The organism is Aminobacter aganoensis, assembly GCF_014206975.1.
Classification (GTDB): Bacteria; Pseudomonadota; Alphaproteobacteria; order Rhizobiales; family Rhizobiaceae; genus Aminobacter; species Aminobacter aganoensis.
The window spans coordinates 88,847-102,428 of record NZ_JACHOU010000006.1; the positions used below are offsets into that span (position 1 = coordinate 88,847).

General features: G+C 64.4%; 15 protein-coding genes. All 15 read left to right on the forward strand.

Features of this window, described 5'->3' with window-relative positions; translation table 11 throughout:
- Window positions 1-3: 3 nt before the first annotated feature.
- The 15 genes from flgC (at window position 4) to GGR00_RS14470 (ending at window position 13,542) form a co-directional block, all read left to right on the forward strand.
- On the forward strand, window positions 4-423 hold the full coding sequence (flgC, locus tag GGR00_RS14400) for a flagellar basal body rod protein FlgC (protein ID WP_055980239.1): 420 nt from the start codon (window positions 4-6) through the stop codon (window positions 421-423).
- Complete coding sequence (gene fliE / locus GGR00_RS14405; RefSeq protein ID WP_055979457.1) at window positions 420-731, forward strand: flagellar hook-basal body complex protein FliE; 312 nt, start codon at window positions 420-422, stop codon at window positions 729-731. Before flgC ends, fliE begins: the two co-directional genes overlap by 4 nt.
- Before the next feature lie 11 nt (window positions 732-742).
- Window positions 743-1,531 (forward strand): flagellar basal-body rod protein FlgG, encoded by a 789-nt coding sequence (gene flgG / locus GGR00_RS14410; protein ID WP_055979460.1) that lies wholly within the window; start codon window positions 743-745, stop codon window positions 1,529-1,531.
- Between the two features lie 59 nt (window positions 1,532-1,590).
- A complete protein-coding gene (flgA, locus tag GGR00_RS14415; protein WP_244487903.1) occupies window positions 1,591-2,010 on the forward strand; it encodes a flagellar basal body P-ring formation chaperone FlgA in 420 nt (139 codons plus the stop codon).
- Window positions 2,011-2,183: 173 nt separating this feature from the next.
- Window positions 2,184-3,263: a flagellar basal body P-ring protein FlgI gene (locus GGR00_RS14420; RefSeq protein WP_377865035.1), complete on the forward strand. Its 1,080-nt coding sequence runs from the start codon at window positions 2,184-2,186 to the stop codon at window positions 3,261-3,263.
- 5 nt (window positions 3,264-3,268) lie between these two features.
- Complete coding sequence (locus tag GGR00_RS14425) at window positions 3,269-3,874, forward strand: MotE family protein (RefSeq protein ID WP_184699789.1); 606 nt, start codon at window positions 3,269-3,271, stop codon at window positions 3,872-3,874.
- Complete coding sequence (flgH, locus tag GGR00_RS14430; protein WP_055979478.1) at window positions 3,871-4,575, forward strand: flagellar basal body L-ring protein FlgH; 705 nt, start codon at window positions 3,871-3,873, stop codon at window positions 4,573-4,575. The genes GGR00_RS14425 and flgH overlap by 4 nt, the downstream gene beginning before the upstream one ends.
- An 8-nt stretch (window positions 4,576-4,583) precedes the next feature.
- A complete protein-coding gene (locus GGR00_RS14435; RefSeq protein ID WP_184699790.1) occupies window positions 4,584-5,084 on the forward strand; it encodes a flagellar basal body-associated FliL family protein in 501 nt (166 codons plus the stop codon).
- A complete protein-coding gene (gene fliP, locus GGR00_RS14440; RefSeq protein ID WP_055979484.1) occupies window positions 5,081-5,812 on the forward strand; it encodes a flagellar type III secretion system pore protein FliP in 732 nt (243 codons plus the stop codon). The genes GGR00_RS14435 and fliP overlap by 4 nt, the downstream gene beginning before the upstream one ends.
- Window positions 5,813-6,084: 272 nt before the next feature.
- The gene (locus tag GGR00_RS14445) at window positions 6,085-7,071 is read left to right on the forward strand and encodes a flagellin N-terminal helical domain-containing protein (protein ID WP_184117390.1); all 987 of its coding nucleotides are present in this window, start codon (window positions 6,085-6,087) and stop codon (window positions 7,069-7,071) included.
- Between the two features lie 264 nt (window positions 7,072-7,335).
- On the forward strand, window positions 7,336-8,337 hold the full coding sequence (locus tag GGR00_RS14450) for a flagellin N-terminal helical domain-containing protein (RefSeq protein ID WP_184699791.1): 1,002 nt from the start codon (window positions 7,336-7,338) through the stop codon (window positions 8,335-8,337).
- A 271-nt stretch (window positions 8,338-8,608) separates the two neighbouring features.
- The gene (locus tag GGR00_RS14455) at window positions 8,609-9,613 is read left to right on the forward strand and encodes a flagellin N-terminal helical domain-containing protein (RefSeq protein WP_184699792.1); all 1,005 of its coding nucleotides are present in this window, start codon (window positions 8,609-8,611) and stop codon (window positions 9,611-9,613) included.
- A 301-nt stretch (window positions 9,614-9,914) separates the two neighbouring features.
- Window positions 9,915-11,021, forward strand: coding sequence for a flagellin N-terminal helical domain-containing protein (locus GGR00_RS14460; protein ID WP_055979495.1), 1,107 nt, complete (start codon window positions 9,915-9,917; stop codon window positions 11,019-11,021).
- Between the two features lie 272 nt (window positions 11,022-11,293).
- The gene (locus GGR00_RS14465) at window positions 11,294-12,211 is read left to right on the forward strand and encodes a flagellin N-terminal helical domain-containing protein (RefSeq protein WP_184699793.1); all 918 of its coding nucleotides are present in this window, start codon (window positions 11,294-11,296) and stop codon (window positions 12,209-12,211) included.
- Window positions 12,212-12,474: 263 nt separating this feature from the next.
- Window positions 12,475-13,542, forward strand: a complete 1,068-nt coding sequence (locus GGR00_RS14470) for a flagellin N-terminal helical domain-containing protein (protein WP_184699794.1) — start codon at window positions 12,475-12,477, stop codon at window positions 13,540-13,542.
- Window positions 13,543-13,582 lie beyond the last annotated feature (40 nt).

Below are 13,582 nucleotides of genomic sequence, written 5' to 3' on the forward strand. Positions count from 1 at the left end.
GGGATGGATCCGCTCGTCGCCGCCCTCAAGGTCGCCGGCTCCGGTCTCGGAGCCCAGTCCGAACGCCTCCGCATCGTCTCGGAAAACCTCGCCAACGCGCAATCGACCGGCAACACGCCCGGTGCCGAGCCCTATCGCCGCAAGACCGTCAGCTTCGCCGCCGAGCTCGACCGCGCGACCGGCGCCTCGACCGTCGAGATCGCCGCGATCGGCCACGACCAATCCGCCTTCCCGCTGGAGTTCCAGCCGGGCAACGAGGCGGCCGACGCCAATGGCTACGTCAAGATGCCCAACGTCAACGTCATCATCGAGATGGCCGACATGACCGAGGCCAACCGTTCCTACGAAGCCAACCTGCAAGTCATCAAGCAGGCTCGCGACCTTATTTCCATGACCATTGATCTTATGAGGAGCCAGTCATGATCGGCAGCATCAGCCCGCTCGGCCAACAGATCCTGAGCAAGCCGACGAGCGTCGTTCCCGAAGCTGGCGCCGCGGCCACCGCTGGCGTCGCCTCGTCTTTTGCCGCAGCCCTTTCGGATGCAGCCGCCCAGACCGCGGCGACCCTGCGCCAGGCCGAACAGCTGTCCATCGCCGGCCTCCAGGGCAAGGCCGACACGCGTGAGGTGGTCGATGCGGTGATGAGCGCCGAACAGTCGCTGCAGGCGGCCATCGCCATCCGCGACAAGATCGTCACGGCCTATCTCGAAGTCAGCCGCATGGGCATCTGAGGAACATCCCGATGAAAGCACTGGCCATCGCCGCAACGGGCATGAATGCCCAGCAGACCAATCTCGAGGTGATCGCGAACAACATCGCGAACATCAACACGACCGGCTACAAGCGCGCCCGCGCCGAGTTTTCCGACCTGCTCTACCAGGTCGACCGCACCCAGGGCGTGCCCAGCCGCGCCAACTCGTCGGTCGTGCCCGAAGGGGTCAGCATCGGCCTCGGCGTCAAGACGGCGGCCGTCCGCAACGTCCACATCCAGGGCGGCCTGACCAACACCGGCAACCAGTTCGACTTGGCGCTGACCGGCCGCGGCTGGTTCCAGATCGAGGGTGCCGACGGCCAGACGCTCTACACCCGCGCCGGCTCCTTCAACACCAATGCCACCGGCCAGCTCGTCACCGTCGACGGCTATGTCGTCAGCGGCGGCATCGCCATCCCGCCCGATGCCCTCGAAGTCATCGTCAACGACGCCGGCCAGGTCTTCTCCCGTCTCGCCAACCAGACGGCGCTGCAGCTCGAGGGCCAGCTGGAACTCGCCAACTTCGCCAACGAGGCCGGACTTGCCCCGCTCGGCGACAACCTGTTTGCCGAGACCGAGGCCTCTGGCGCCGCCGTCACGGGCCAGCCCGGCACCCCCGGCTTCGCCACCATCAAGCAGGGTTACCTCGAAAACTCCAACGTCGACCCGGTCAAGGAAATCACCGAGCTGATCTCGGCGCAGCGCGCCTACGAGATGAACTCCAAGATCATCCAGGCAGCCGACGAAATGGCCGCCGTCGTCTCCAAGAACATCCGGTGATTGCAATGCGGCGACGGAACGTCCTACCTCGGCTACGCGCGGCAGTGCTCGCCTTCGCCATGCTTGGCGGCACGGCGCTGGCTGCCGAGCAGGAGGTCGTGCTCGTTCCCAACCGCGTCATCTATCCCGGCGAGACGATCGTGCTGTCCTCGCTCAAGGAAATCACCCTCAGGCCGGGCAAGGTCCGGCCCGACTCGGTCGCCACCCTGCCCGACGAGCTCGACGGCAGGGTTGCCAAGCGCACGCTCCTGCCCGGGCGCTACGTGCCGGTAACGGCCCTGCGCGAGGCCTGGCTCGTCGATCGCGGCGCCTCCGTCCAGGTCGTCTTCGCCGCGGCCGGCCTGACGATCTCCGCCGCCGCCGTCACCCTCGAACCGGGTGCCGCCGGCGACGTCGTCAAGGTCCGCAATCTCGACAGCGGCAAGATCTTTACTGGTGTCGTCCTGGCCGACGGCTCGATCCGCGTGGGTGCGTCATGATCCGCAGACTGCTGCTCGCGGCGATTGCCGTTCTTGGTCTGCAGACGGCCCATGCCGACGGCCCCGACGGTGTCCCCGCATCCCAGCTCAAGGCGCGGGGCGGCACGGCCGCCGGCGGCGGCGCGGTTGTCGAGCTCGGCGAGAACTTCGCCATGACCGGCGACGGCGGACGGATGACCACGCTCAACAGCGGCACCGGCGCCAATCTCGTCAATGTCCGCATCAAGGACGTCGCCTCGCTTCAGGAAGCCCGCGACAACCAGCTCGTCGGCTACGGCCTCGTCATCGGCTTGAACAGCTCGGGCGACAGCCTGCGCAATTCGCCCTTCACCGAGCAGTCGATCCGCGCCATGCTGGAAAATCTCGGCATCGCCTCAGAGGATGGCCGCGCCCGCGTTCGCAACGTCGCCGCCGTCATCGTCACCGCCAACCTGCCGGCTTTCGTCCAGGCCGGCGCGCGCATCGACGTCAATGTCTCGTCCCTCGGCGATGCGTCCTCGCTCGCCGGCGGCACGCTGGTCATGACCCCGCTCAAGGCCGCCGACGGCGAGATCTACGCGGTGGCGCAAGGCTCCATGCTCGTGGGCGGCTTCACCGCCCAGGGTGCTGCCGAGCAGGTGACCCAGGGCATCCCCACCTCCGGCCGGGTGCCCAACGGCGCCATCGTCGAGCGCGAGGTCAAGGCCCGCTTCGGCGACGAGAACATGCTGACCTTGCAGCTCTTCAATCCCGATTTCTCGACCTCCGTCCGCATCGCCGACGCCATCAACGACTACGCCCGCCACCGCTTCGGCAAGCGCGTCGCCGGCGAGCAGGATTCGCGCACCGTCTCGATCCGCAAGCCGGAGGGCATCTCGACGGCGCGCTTCTACGCCGAGCTCGAGAACCTGCTGGTCATGTCCGACACGCCTGCCCGCGTCGTCGTCGACGAGCGCACCGGCACCATCGTCATCGGCAACGAGGTCAAGATCTCGCGCGTCGCCATCAGCCACGGCACGCTGACAGTCCGCATCACCGAGCAGCCCCGCGTCGTCCAGCCCGAGCCGTTCTCGCGCGGCGAGACCGCCGTCGAGGACTTCACCGTCATCGACGCCGAACGCCCCGGCTCCAAGCTGGCGATGCTCGAAGGCCCCGACCTGCAGACGCTGGTCGCCGGGCTCAACCGCCTCGGCGTCAAGCCGGACGGCATCATCGCAATCCTCCAGGGCATCAAGTCGGCCGGCGCGCTCCAGGCCGACCTGGTGGTGCAGTAAAAGCCATGGCCGTGACCCGACGTTCCAGCACATCCATCGGCAGCGCGCTTGCTGCGGCAGCGCTCGCCATGGCCCTGTCCGGCAGCGCGTCCGCGCTTGCCGAGGAAGCTCCGGAAGCAGCCGCGGCCCCTCCCGTCCAGGGCGTGCCCACCCGCGTCGTCGAGCGCGAAATTCCCGCCGGGCAGCCCGCCGGCCAGATGACTGCCGCGCTCGAGCCGAGCGAGGTCGAGCGTTTCTGCTCCAACATCGCCGACGCCGCCCGCGACCGCCGCTATGCCCTCCAGGCCGAGGAGCTGAAGAAGCTCCAGGCCGAGGTCGACAAACGCATCGCCCTGCTCGAGGAGCGCAAGACCGAATACGAGACCTGGCTCAAGCGCCGCGAGGTCTTCCTCGCCCGCGCCGAGGAAGGCGTGGTCCAGATCTATTCGCGCATGAAGCCCGATGCTGCGGCCGAGCGCCTGGCGGTCATGCATGTCGATCTCGCCGCCGCCATCCTGATGAAGCTCGACGCCCGCAAGTCGAGCGTCATCCTCAACGAAATGGAAAGCAAGTCGGCCGCCGAGCTGACCCGCATCATGGCGAGCGCCGCCCGCCGGGAAGACCCTTCATGATCAGAAAAGCCCTCCTCGCGGCCATGCTCGCCAGCCTCGCCGGCTGCGCCACCGACCTCAAGGAAATCGGCAAGGAGCCGAAGATGTCGGCCGTCGGCTCCGGCATCGAGGACGGCAGCTCGACCATGTACCGCTATCCCGAAGCGCCTACGGCTGCGCCCAAGCGTTTCTCGCTGTGGCAGGACAAGCAGAGTCGCATGTTCACCGATCCGCGCGCGCTTCAGCCGGGCGACATCCTGACCGTCAAGATCGAGATCGACGACCGGGCCCGTTTCCAGAACGAGTCCGAGCGCAACCGCACCACCAGCCGCACGATCGGCGCCGGCCTCGACATGGAATGGGACGGCGTCGGCACTGGCGGCTCGGCCGACGGCAACGCCGGCTCCAAGTCGATCTATTCCGGCGACGGCGCCACCACGCGCTCGGAAAAGCTCAACCTGCTCGTCGCCGCCGTGGTCACCGAGGTCCTGCCCAACGGCAACATGATGATCCGTGGCTCGCAGGAGGTCCGCGTCAACGCCGAGCTGCGCGTGCTGACCATTGCCGGCATCGTGCGTCCGTCCGACATCGGCCCGGAAAACACCATTCCATACGAGCGCATCGCCGAGGCACGCATCTCCTATGGCGGCCGCGGCCGCATCACCGAGGTCCAGCAGCCGCCCTATGGCCAGCAGTTCCTCGACCAGGTCCTCCCGTTCTAGGTCAGGCCATGTCAGCGATCGAACAGACCCCTGCCCCGAAATCCGGCCCCTCCTTCGTCGTCCAGGTCGGCATCCTGTTCCTGATGACCGGGGCGGCCATCGGCATGGGCTGGGTTTCCGGCGGCTATCTCTATGGCGAGGCCAAGCCCGTCGAGCAGGTTGCAGCCGAACAAGCCAAGCCCCACGCGGCGAAAGAGGGCACCGACCCTGCCGCCGCCGAAGGCGCCAGCACCCTGGTGCAGCTGCCGGCCATCACCTCCAACCTCGCAGCGCCCGACAGCATGTGGGTTCGCCTCGAACTGTCCCTGGTGCTCGACGCACCGCAGCCGCCGGACCTCGCCGAGCGCGTCCACCAGGACCTGCTCGCCTTCGTGCGCACGCTTAGGATCCATCAGGTCCAGGGCGCCAGCGCCTTGCGCCACCTCAAGACCGACCTCGACGAGCGCGCCGCCATCCGCAGCGACGGCCACGTCAAGGAAGTGCTGATCAGAACGTTGCTGTTCGAATGAAAAAACTCCTGGCCACCGCAGCCATCCTTGCCGGCACCGCCCTGCCCGCGAGCGCGCAGCAGCTCGACCTGAGTGCCATCGGCAATGCCGACGGCGCCACCATCGGCTACATCATCCAGATGTTCGGCCTGCTCACCGTTCTGTCGGTGGCGCCGGGCCTGCTGATCATGGTGACGAGCTTCACCCGCTTCGTCATCGCCTTTTCGATCCTGCGCACCGGCATCGGCCTGCAGTCGACGCCGGCCAACCTGATCCTGATCTCGCTGTCGCTGTTCATGACCTTCTATGTCATGGCGCCGACCTTCGATCAGGCTTGGAACAACGGCGTCAAGCCGCTGATGGACAACCAGATCAGCCAGACCGAGGCCGTCGACCGCATCTCCGATCCGTTCCGCACCTTCATGATGCACAACGTCCGCGAAAAGGACTTCAACCTCTTCGCCGACCTTGCCCGCGAGCGCGGCCAGACCGTCTCGGAAGACAAGGTCGACCTGCGCATCCTGGTCCCGGCCTTCATGATCTCCGAGATCCGCCGCGGCTTCGAGATCGGCTTCCTGATCGTGCTGCCCTTCCTCGTCATCGACCTGATCGTCGCCACCATCACCATGGCCATGGGCATGATGATGCTGCCGCCGACGGTGGTTTCGCTGCCATTCAAGATATTGTTCTTCGTCCTGATCGACGGCTGGAACCTGCTTGTCGGGTCCCTGGTGCGCTCGTTCACCTAGCTTACCGCGCGCCGAAAAGGCGCGCACGGCCCGCCTACGGACAACGCCCGCCTTCTCGGCGGGCGTTTTGCGTCTGCGATCAAATATCAACAATTTTAGCGGGTTAACGCGCATTAACCATAACATTTAGACGTTTGGTAGGAAGTATCGGCGAGATTGCCCGGCATGGTGGGTGACGCTCTCTGAAGCGGTCATTGGCATGATGCCTCTCCGCCATACCGGCCGATCCGGTATGTCCCTGTACCTTGCGCATATTTAGGGGCGTATTTCCCATGTCCAGCATCAACACCAATGCATCGGCAATGACGGCGCTGCAGACCCTTGCAGCCACCAACAAGGCCCTCAACACCACCCAGGGCCGCATCGCCACGGGTCTCCGTGTCGCCGAAGCTTCCGACAATGCCGCCTACTGGTCGATCGCCACCACCATGCGTTCGGACAACAAGGCACTCTCGACCGTTCAGGATTCGCTCGGTCTCGGCGCGTCGAAGGTCGACACCGCCTACACCGGCATGAACAAGGCCATCGACACCCTCAACGAGATCAAGGTCAAGATCGTTGCCGCCAGCGGCGCTTCGGACGCCGACAAGGCCAAGATCGACACCGAGATCAAGGCACTGCAGAAGCAGCTGAAGGCCTATGCCGACGGTGCGACCTTCTCCGGCGCCAACATGCTTTCGGTCAACAGCGGCGCTGCCGTGGCTGCCGACGTCAAGGTCGTCTCCGCCTTCAACCGCGATGCCGCCGGCACCGCCTCGATCTCGACCATCGACATCAACGTCGAAGGCATCAAGCTCTACGAAGCCGGCGCTGGCGTCGCCACCACCGGCAAGGGCATCCTCGACTCCAACCGCACCGCCGCTGGCGTTGAAGGTGCTGCAGCCGCTCCGACGCTCGGTGCCGCTGCCGTTGCCGCCGACACCTACACGGTCGCCACCATGCAGCTGACCAACGGCACGCTGTTTGCCAGCGACACGCAGATCGGCGCCATGCTCGGCGTCGTCGAAAGCGCGCTCAAGGACATGAACACGGCTGCCACCAATCTCGGCGCCGCCAAGAACCGCATCGAGCTGCAGAAGGCCTTCACCTCGAGCCTGATGGACTCCATCGATCGCGGTGTCGGCCAGCTCGTCGACGCCGACATGAACAAGGAATCGACCCGCCTGCAGGCCATCCAGGTCCAGCAGCAGCTCGGTATCCAGGCTCTGTCGATCGCCAACGGCAACTCGCAGTCGATCCTGTCGCTGTTCCGCGGCTAATCGAACCGTTCCAGGCAACAAGACTTCCCAAGTCGGGCCGCATCGCAAGATGCGGCCCGATTGCTTTTGTCGGTATAAAAATAAGCGATTCCAACAAGTTAATTGAAATTAACTACAATTGTTAGCAATTTGGTAGCCACACCGAAGCTACATCTGCTGCATGGCGGATGACCTCCTAAACGGTCATGGGCATGATGCCGCTCCGTCATACCGGCCGATCCGGTATGTCCCTGTATTTTGCATTTTCCTAGGGGCGTATTTCCCATGTCCAGCATCAACACCAATGCGTCGGCAATGACGGCGCTGCAGACCCTCGCCGCCACCAACAAGGCGCTGAACACCACCCAGGGCCGCATCGCCACGGGTCTCCGTGTCGCCGAAGCTTCCGACAACGCCGCCTACTGGTCGATCGCCACCACCATGCGCTCGGACAACAAGGCACTCTCGACGGTCCAGGATTCGCTCGGTCTCGGCGCCTCGAAGGTCGACACCGCCTACACCGGCATGAACAAGACCATCGACACGCTCAACGAGATCAAGGTCAAGCTCGTCGCCGCCACAGGCGCTTCGGACGCCGACAAGGCCAAGATCGACACCGAGGTCAAAGCGCTGCAGAAGCAGCTGAAGGCCTATGCCGACGGTGCCACCTTCTCCGGCGCCAACATGCTCTCGGTCAACAGCGGCACCACCGCCACCACCGCGTCCGACGTCAAGGTCGTCTCCGCCTTCACCCGCGACGCGACCGGCACGGCCTCGATCTCGACCATCGACGTCAACGTCGAGAACATCAAGCTTTACGAAGCCGGCACCGCTGCCGGCGTCAACAAGGGCATCCTCGATTCCAACCGCGTCGTCAGCGTGGCCGGTGCTGTCTCCGAGGTTGCTGCGGCTGACGCCGTCGTGCTCGGCACCTTCAGCCAGACCGACACCTTCACGGTGGCGGCAATGGAGCTGACCAACGGCACGTTGTTCGCCAACGACGCCCAGATCGGCCAGATGCTCAGCGTCGTCGAAAGCGCGCTCAAGGACATGAACACGGCCGCCACCAACCTCGGCGCCGCCAAGAACCGCATCGAGTTGCAGAAAGCCTTCACCTCGAGCCTGATGGACTCCATCGATCGCGGCGTCGGCCAGCTCGTCGACGCCGACATGAACAAGGAGTCGACCCGTCTGCAGGCCATCCAGGTCCAGCAGCAGCTCGGCATCCAGGCGCTGTCGATCGCCAACGGCAACTCGCAGTCGATCCTGTCGCTGTTCCGCGGCTAACGCTGAACCGTTCCAGGCAACATGATTTCCGGCATCGGGCCGCATCGCAAGATGCGGCCCGATTGCTTTTGCACAGCCCATCTGTGGAAAATCCAGGCAAAGCGGCGCTCCGGCCGGGGGTTAACCATGCCGCTTAGAGCTTTGGTAGCGAGTCTCCGACAGGTTGTCCGCTATGGCGGGTGACCTTCTGGTCATGGGCATGATGCCGCTCCGCCATACCGGCCAACCCGGTATGTCCCTGTATTTTGCATTTCCTAGGGGCGTATTTCCCATGTCCAGCATCAATACCAACGCGTCGGCAATGACGGCGCTGCAGACGCTTGCAGCGACCAACAAGGCGCTCAACACCACCCAGGGCCGCATCGCCACGGGTCTTCGCGTCGCCGAAGCCTCCGACAATGCCGCCTACTGGTCGATCGCAACGACCATGCGTTCGGACAACAAGGCGCTTTCGACGGTCCAGGACTCGCTTGGTCTCGGCGCGTCGAAGGTCGACACCGCCTACACCGGCATGAACAAGTCGATCGAGACCCTGAACGAGATCAAGGTCAAGCTCGTCGCCGCCACCGGCGCTTCGGCTGCCGACAAGGCCAAGATCGACACCGAGGTCAAGGCATTGCAGAAGCAGCTGAAGGCTTATGCCGACGGCGCGACCTTCTCCGGCACCAACATGCTCTCGGTCGACTCCTCGGCTGCCGCCACGGTCGGCACCGCCGCACCGGTCAAGATCGTCTCGGCCTTCAACCGCAGCGCCGCAGGCACGGCCTCGATCTCGACCATCGACGTCGACGTCAACGCGCTCAAGCTCTATGACGCTGCCGGCGCTGCCGACAACGCCCATGCCGGCCTGCTCGACGCCCAGCGCACCAGCGACGGCACGCGGGTCGCCGAAGCCGACATCCAGGCGCCGACCCTTGGCGTCGCCTCGGCTGCCGGCGACACCTACAGCGTCGCCACCATGGCGCTGGTCAGCGGTGCAACGGCGGCGAGCGACACCCAGATCGGTGACATGCTCGGCGTCGTCGAAGCGGCTCTCAAGGACATGAACACGGCCGCCACCAATCTCGGCGCCGCCAAGAACCGCATCGAGCTGCAGAAGACCTTCACCTCGAGCCTGATGGACTCCATCGATCGGGGTGTCGGCCAGCTCGTCGACGCCGACATGAACAAGGAGTCGACCCGTCTGCAGGCCATCCAGGTCCAGCAGCAGCTCGGTATCCAGGCGCTGTCGATCGCCAACGGCAACTCGCAGACCATCCTGTCGCTGTTCCGCTGATCCGATCGCATCCGTCGATCTGAAGAACGGGCCGCATCGCAAGATGCGGCCCGTTTGCTTTTTGGCATTCGCCTCCTTGCACGAAAACTACGCTCCATCTCCGCCTTCCGAAGTATACCAAGTATATAATCTAGAGAGCTTCCGCTCATCTTTGAAATATACACAATTTGGTAGGGATTATCGTGAACACTCATGTCCATGGCGGGTGATCGTTGGATCATGGGCATGATGCCGCTCCGCCATACCGGCCAACCCGGTATGTCCCTGTACTTTTTGCATTTTCCTAGGGGCGTATTTTCCCATGTCCAGCATCAATACCAATGCCGCCGCAATGACGGCGCTGCAGACCCTTGCCGCCACCAACAAGGCCCTCAACACCACCCAGGGCCGCATTGCCACCGGCCTCCGCGTCGCCGAGGCTTCCGACAACGCCGCCTACTGGTCGATCGCCACCACCATGCGTTCGGACAACAAGGCGCTCTCGACGGTCCAGGATTCGCTCGGTCTCGGCGCGTCGAAGGTCGACACCGCCTATACCGGCATGAACAAGTCGATCGACACCCTCAACGAGATCAAGGTCAAGATCGTCGCCGCCACCGGCGCCTCCCCTGCCGACAAGGCCAAGATCAACACCGAGATCAAGGCGCTGCAGAAGCAGCTCAAGGCCTATGCCGACGGCGCCACCTTCTCGGGCGCCAACTTCCTGTCCGTGTCCTCGGACAAGACCGCGGCCGGTGCCGCTGCCGCCGCTGCCGGCACCGCGGTTCAGGCCGATGCCAAGATCGTCTCGGCCTTCAACCGCAACGCGGCCGGTTCGGCTTCGATCTCGACCATCGACGTCAAGGTCGAGAACATCAAGCTGTTCGACACCAACACCGCAAACCCCACCTACGTCAAGAATGCCGGCATCCTCGACCGCCAGACAGCGATCTGGGATTCGGCTGCCGCACAGGCTGCCTATGACAAGGCCTATGCCGCATCGGTGGCCGGCGGCGGTGCCGATACGGCCGCGCACACGGCCGGTGCGGCTGCCGCCGTGCTGCCCGCATCGGGCGGCGTCGTCGGTGCAACCTCGACCGCGGGCGTTTCAGTCGTCAATTTCGACATCACCACTGTCGGCGACCAGTTCATGGCCGGCCTGCTCGGCAAGGTCGAGACCGCGCTCAAGCAGATGAACACGGCTGCCACCGATCTCGGCGCCGCCAAGAACCGCATCGAGCTGCAGAAGACCTTCACCTCGAGCCTGATGGACTCCATCGATCGCGGCGTCGGCCAGCTCGTCGACGCCGACATGAACAAGGAGTCGACCCGCCTGCAGGCCATCCAGGTCCAGCAGCAGCTCGGTATCCAGGCTCTGTCGATCGCCAACGGCAACTCGCAGACCATCCTGTCGCTGTTCCGCGGCTAACGCCCGAACCGTTTCAGGCAACAAGACTTCCCGGGTCGGGCCGCATCGCAAGATGCGGCCCGATTGCTTTTGCACAGTCTATCTGTGGAAAATCCAAGCAAAACGACACCCGTCCGGGGGTTAACCATGCCGCTTAGAGCTTTGGTAGCGAGTCTCCTACAGGTTACCGGGCATGGCGGGTGACCTTCTGGTCATGGGCATGATGCCTCTCCGTCATACCGGCCGATCCGGTATGTCCCTGTATTTTGCATTTTCCTAGGGGCGTTATTCCCATGTCCAGCATCAATACCAATGCGTCGGCAATGACGGCGCTGCAGACCCTCGCCGCCACCAACAAGGCGCTGAACACCACCCAGGGCCGCATCGCCACAGGTCTCCGCGTCGCCGAAGCTTCCGACAACGCCGCCTACTGGTCGATCGCCACCACCATGCGTTCGGACAACAAGGCACTCTCGACGGTCCAGGATTCGCTCGGTCTCGGCGCGTCGAAGGTCGACACCGCCTACACCGGCATGAACAAGGCCATCGACACCCTCAACGAGATCAAGGTCAAGCTCGTCGCCGCCAACGGCGCCTCGGGTGCCGACAAGGAAAAGATCAACACCGAGATCCAGGCGTTGCAGAGCCAGCTGAAGGCCTATGCTGACGGCGCGACCTTCTCCGGCACCAACATGCTCTCGACCAATGGTGCGGCTGCCGCTGCCGACGTCAAGATCGTCTCGGCCTTCAACCGCGACGCGGCCGGTTCGGCTTCGATCTCGACCATCGACGTCAAGGTCGAGAACATCAAGCTGTTCGAAGCCGGTGCTGCCCCCAAGGGCATCCTCGACAAGACCCGCGACGCGACCGGCGCCGCAGCGGCAGGAACGGCCGTTTCCGGCATCGCCCTGACCGCTGCCACCACCGACGCCGTTGTCGGTGAACACCTGCAGCGCGTCGAAGCGGCGCTGAAGGAAATGAACACCGCCGCCACCGACCTCGGCGCTGCCAAGAACCGCATCGAGCTGCAGAAGACCTTCACCTCGAGCCTGATGGACTCCATCGATCGCGGCGTTGGCCAGCTCGTCGACGCCGACATGAACAAGGAGTCGACACGCCTGCAGGCCATCCAGGTCCAGCAGCAGCTCGGCATCCAGGCCCTGTCGATCGCCAACGGCAACTCGCAGACCATCCTGTCGCTGTTCCGCTGATCCGATCGCATCCGTCGATCTGAAGATCGGGCCGCATCGCAAGATGCGGCCCGATTGCTTTTCTCCCCTGCCCAGGGCCGCCGCGCCACGACGCGAGCCCCGCGCAAGCTCTCTCCGGGATAAGTTCCGCCGCGTCATCGGCCGCGCTTCCACGCATCGGCCACGCCAGCCTTAATCGGTCGTTAACCATGAAACGCTAGTTATGGTTAACCAATTGCTAGGGCGATCCTGCGCGGCACGCGGGTTTCAGAGGGGGTATTTCGATGTCCAGTATCATGACCAACGCTTCGGCCCTGACCGCGCTTCAGAGCCTCAACACCACCAACAAGGCGCTTCAGACCACTCAGGCCCGCATCTCGACCGGCTACCGGGTTGCCGAAGCGATGGACAACGCCGCCTACTGGTCCATCGCCACCACGATGCGCTCCGACAACCAGGCGCTCTCCACCGTGCAGGACGCGCTCGGGCTCGGCGCTTCCAAGGTCGACACCGCCTACACCGGCATGAACAAGGTTCTGGAGACCGTCGACCAGATCAAGATCAAGCTCGTCGCCGCCTACAGCGCCAGCGATTCCGACAAGGCCAAGATCCAGACCGAGATCGAGGCGCTCCAGGGCCAGATGAAGTCCTACGCCGATGCCGCCACCTTCTCCGGCACCAATTTCCTGTCGGTGACGTCGAAGCAGGTCGCCGCCGCCAATGACGGCGTGCAGGCCGACGCCAAGATCGTCTCGGCCTTCAACCGCGGCGCCGACGGCAAGGTCACGCTCGGCACGATCGATGTCGATGTCGAGGGCGTCAAGCTGTTCGATTCCGGCCTGGCCGCCGAGGTCAAGAATGCCGGCCATCTCGACCGCAAGACCTCGGTCTATTCCACCGTCGCGGCCCAGACCCAGTACGACACGGCCTACGCCGCTTCGATCGCCGGCGGCGGCACCGACATCGCGGCGCACACCGCAGGCCTGGCCGCCGTCACCGGCACGCCGGCAAGGGTCGACAACGTCTCGGTCCACAATCTCGACATCATGGCGACCGGCGTGACCAACGACATCATCAACCAGATGATCTCCAAGGTCGACGAAGTGCTCAAGGATCTGACCGATGTCGCCACCACGCTCGGCGCGGCCAAGAAGCAGATCGACCTGCAGAAAGGCTTCACCACCAGCCTGATGGACTCCATCGACCGAGGCGTCGGCCAGCTCGTCGATGCCGACATGAACAAGGAATCGACCCGCCTGCAGGCGCTGCAGGTGCAGCAGCAGCTCGGCATCCAGGCGCTGTCGATCGCCAATTCGAATTCGCAGAACATCCTGGCGCTGTTCAAGAGCTGATCGGCTTCTGAAACACCCCTTCTTCTTCGATGGGCCGCGC

Excerpts from the sequence above, each read along its gene's own strand:
- GGR00_RS14460 (WP_055979495.1), top strand. The coding sequence starts at position 9,915 with ATGTCCAGCATCAATACCAATGCCGCCGCAATGACGGCGCTGCAGACC.
- GGR00_RS14435 (WP_184699790.1), top strand. The coding sequence starts at position 4,584 with ATGTCAGCGATCGAACAGACCCCTGCCCCGAAATCCGGCCCCTCCTTC.
- GGR00_RS14420 (WP_377865035.1), top strand. The coding sequence starts at position 2,184 with ATGACCACGCTCAACAGCGGCACCGGCGCCAATCTCGTCAATGTCCGC.
- GGR00_RS14450 (WP_184699791.1), top strand. The coding sequence starts at position 7,336 with ATGTCCAGCATCAACACCAATGCGTCGGCAATGACGGCGCTGCAGACC.
- GGR00_RS14455 (WP_184699792.1), top strand. The coding sequence starts at position 8,609 with ATGTCCAGCATCAATACCAACGCGTCGGCAATGACGGCGCTGCAGACG.
- flgG (WP_055979460.1), top strand. The coding sequence starts at position 743 with ATGAAAGCACTGGCCATCGCCGCAACGGGCATGAATGCCCAGCAGACC.
- GGR00_RS14470 (WP_184699794.1), top strand. The coding sequence starts at position 12,475 with ATGTCCAGTATCATGACCAACGCTTCGGCCCTGACCGCGCTTCAGAGC.
- flgA (WP_244487903.1), top strand. The coding sequence starts at position 1,591 with ATGCTTGGCGGCACGGCGCTGGCTGCCGAGCAGGAGGTCGTGCTCGTT.
- flgH (WP_055979478.1), top strand. The coding sequence starts at position 3,871 with ATGATCAGAAAAGCCCTCCTCGCGGCCATGCTCGCCAGCCTCGCCGGC.
- GGR00_RS14425 (WP_184699789.1), top strand. The coding sequence starts at position 3,269 with ATGGCCGTGACCCGACGTTCCAGCACATCCATCGGCAGCGCGCTTGCT.
- GGR00_RS14465 (WP_184699793.1), top strand. The coding sequence starts at position 11,294 with ATGTCCAGCATCAATACCAATGCGTCGGCAATGACGGCGCTGCAGACC.
- GGR00_RS14445 (WP_184117390.1), top strand. The coding sequence starts at position 6,085 with ATGTCCAGCATCAACACCAATGCATCGGCAATGACGGCGCTGCAGACC.
- flgC (WP_055980239.1), top strand. The coding sequence starts at position 4 with ATGGATCCGCTCGTCGCCGCCCTCAAGGTCGCCGGCTCCGGTCTCGGA.
- fliE (WP_055979457.1), top strand. The coding sequence starts at position 420 with ATGATCGGCAGCATCAGCCCGCTCGGCCAACAGATCCTGAGCAAGCCG.
- fliP (WP_055979484.1), top strand. The coding sequence starts at position 5,081 with ATGAAAAAACTCCTGGCCACCGCAGCCATCCTTGCCGGCACCGCCCTG.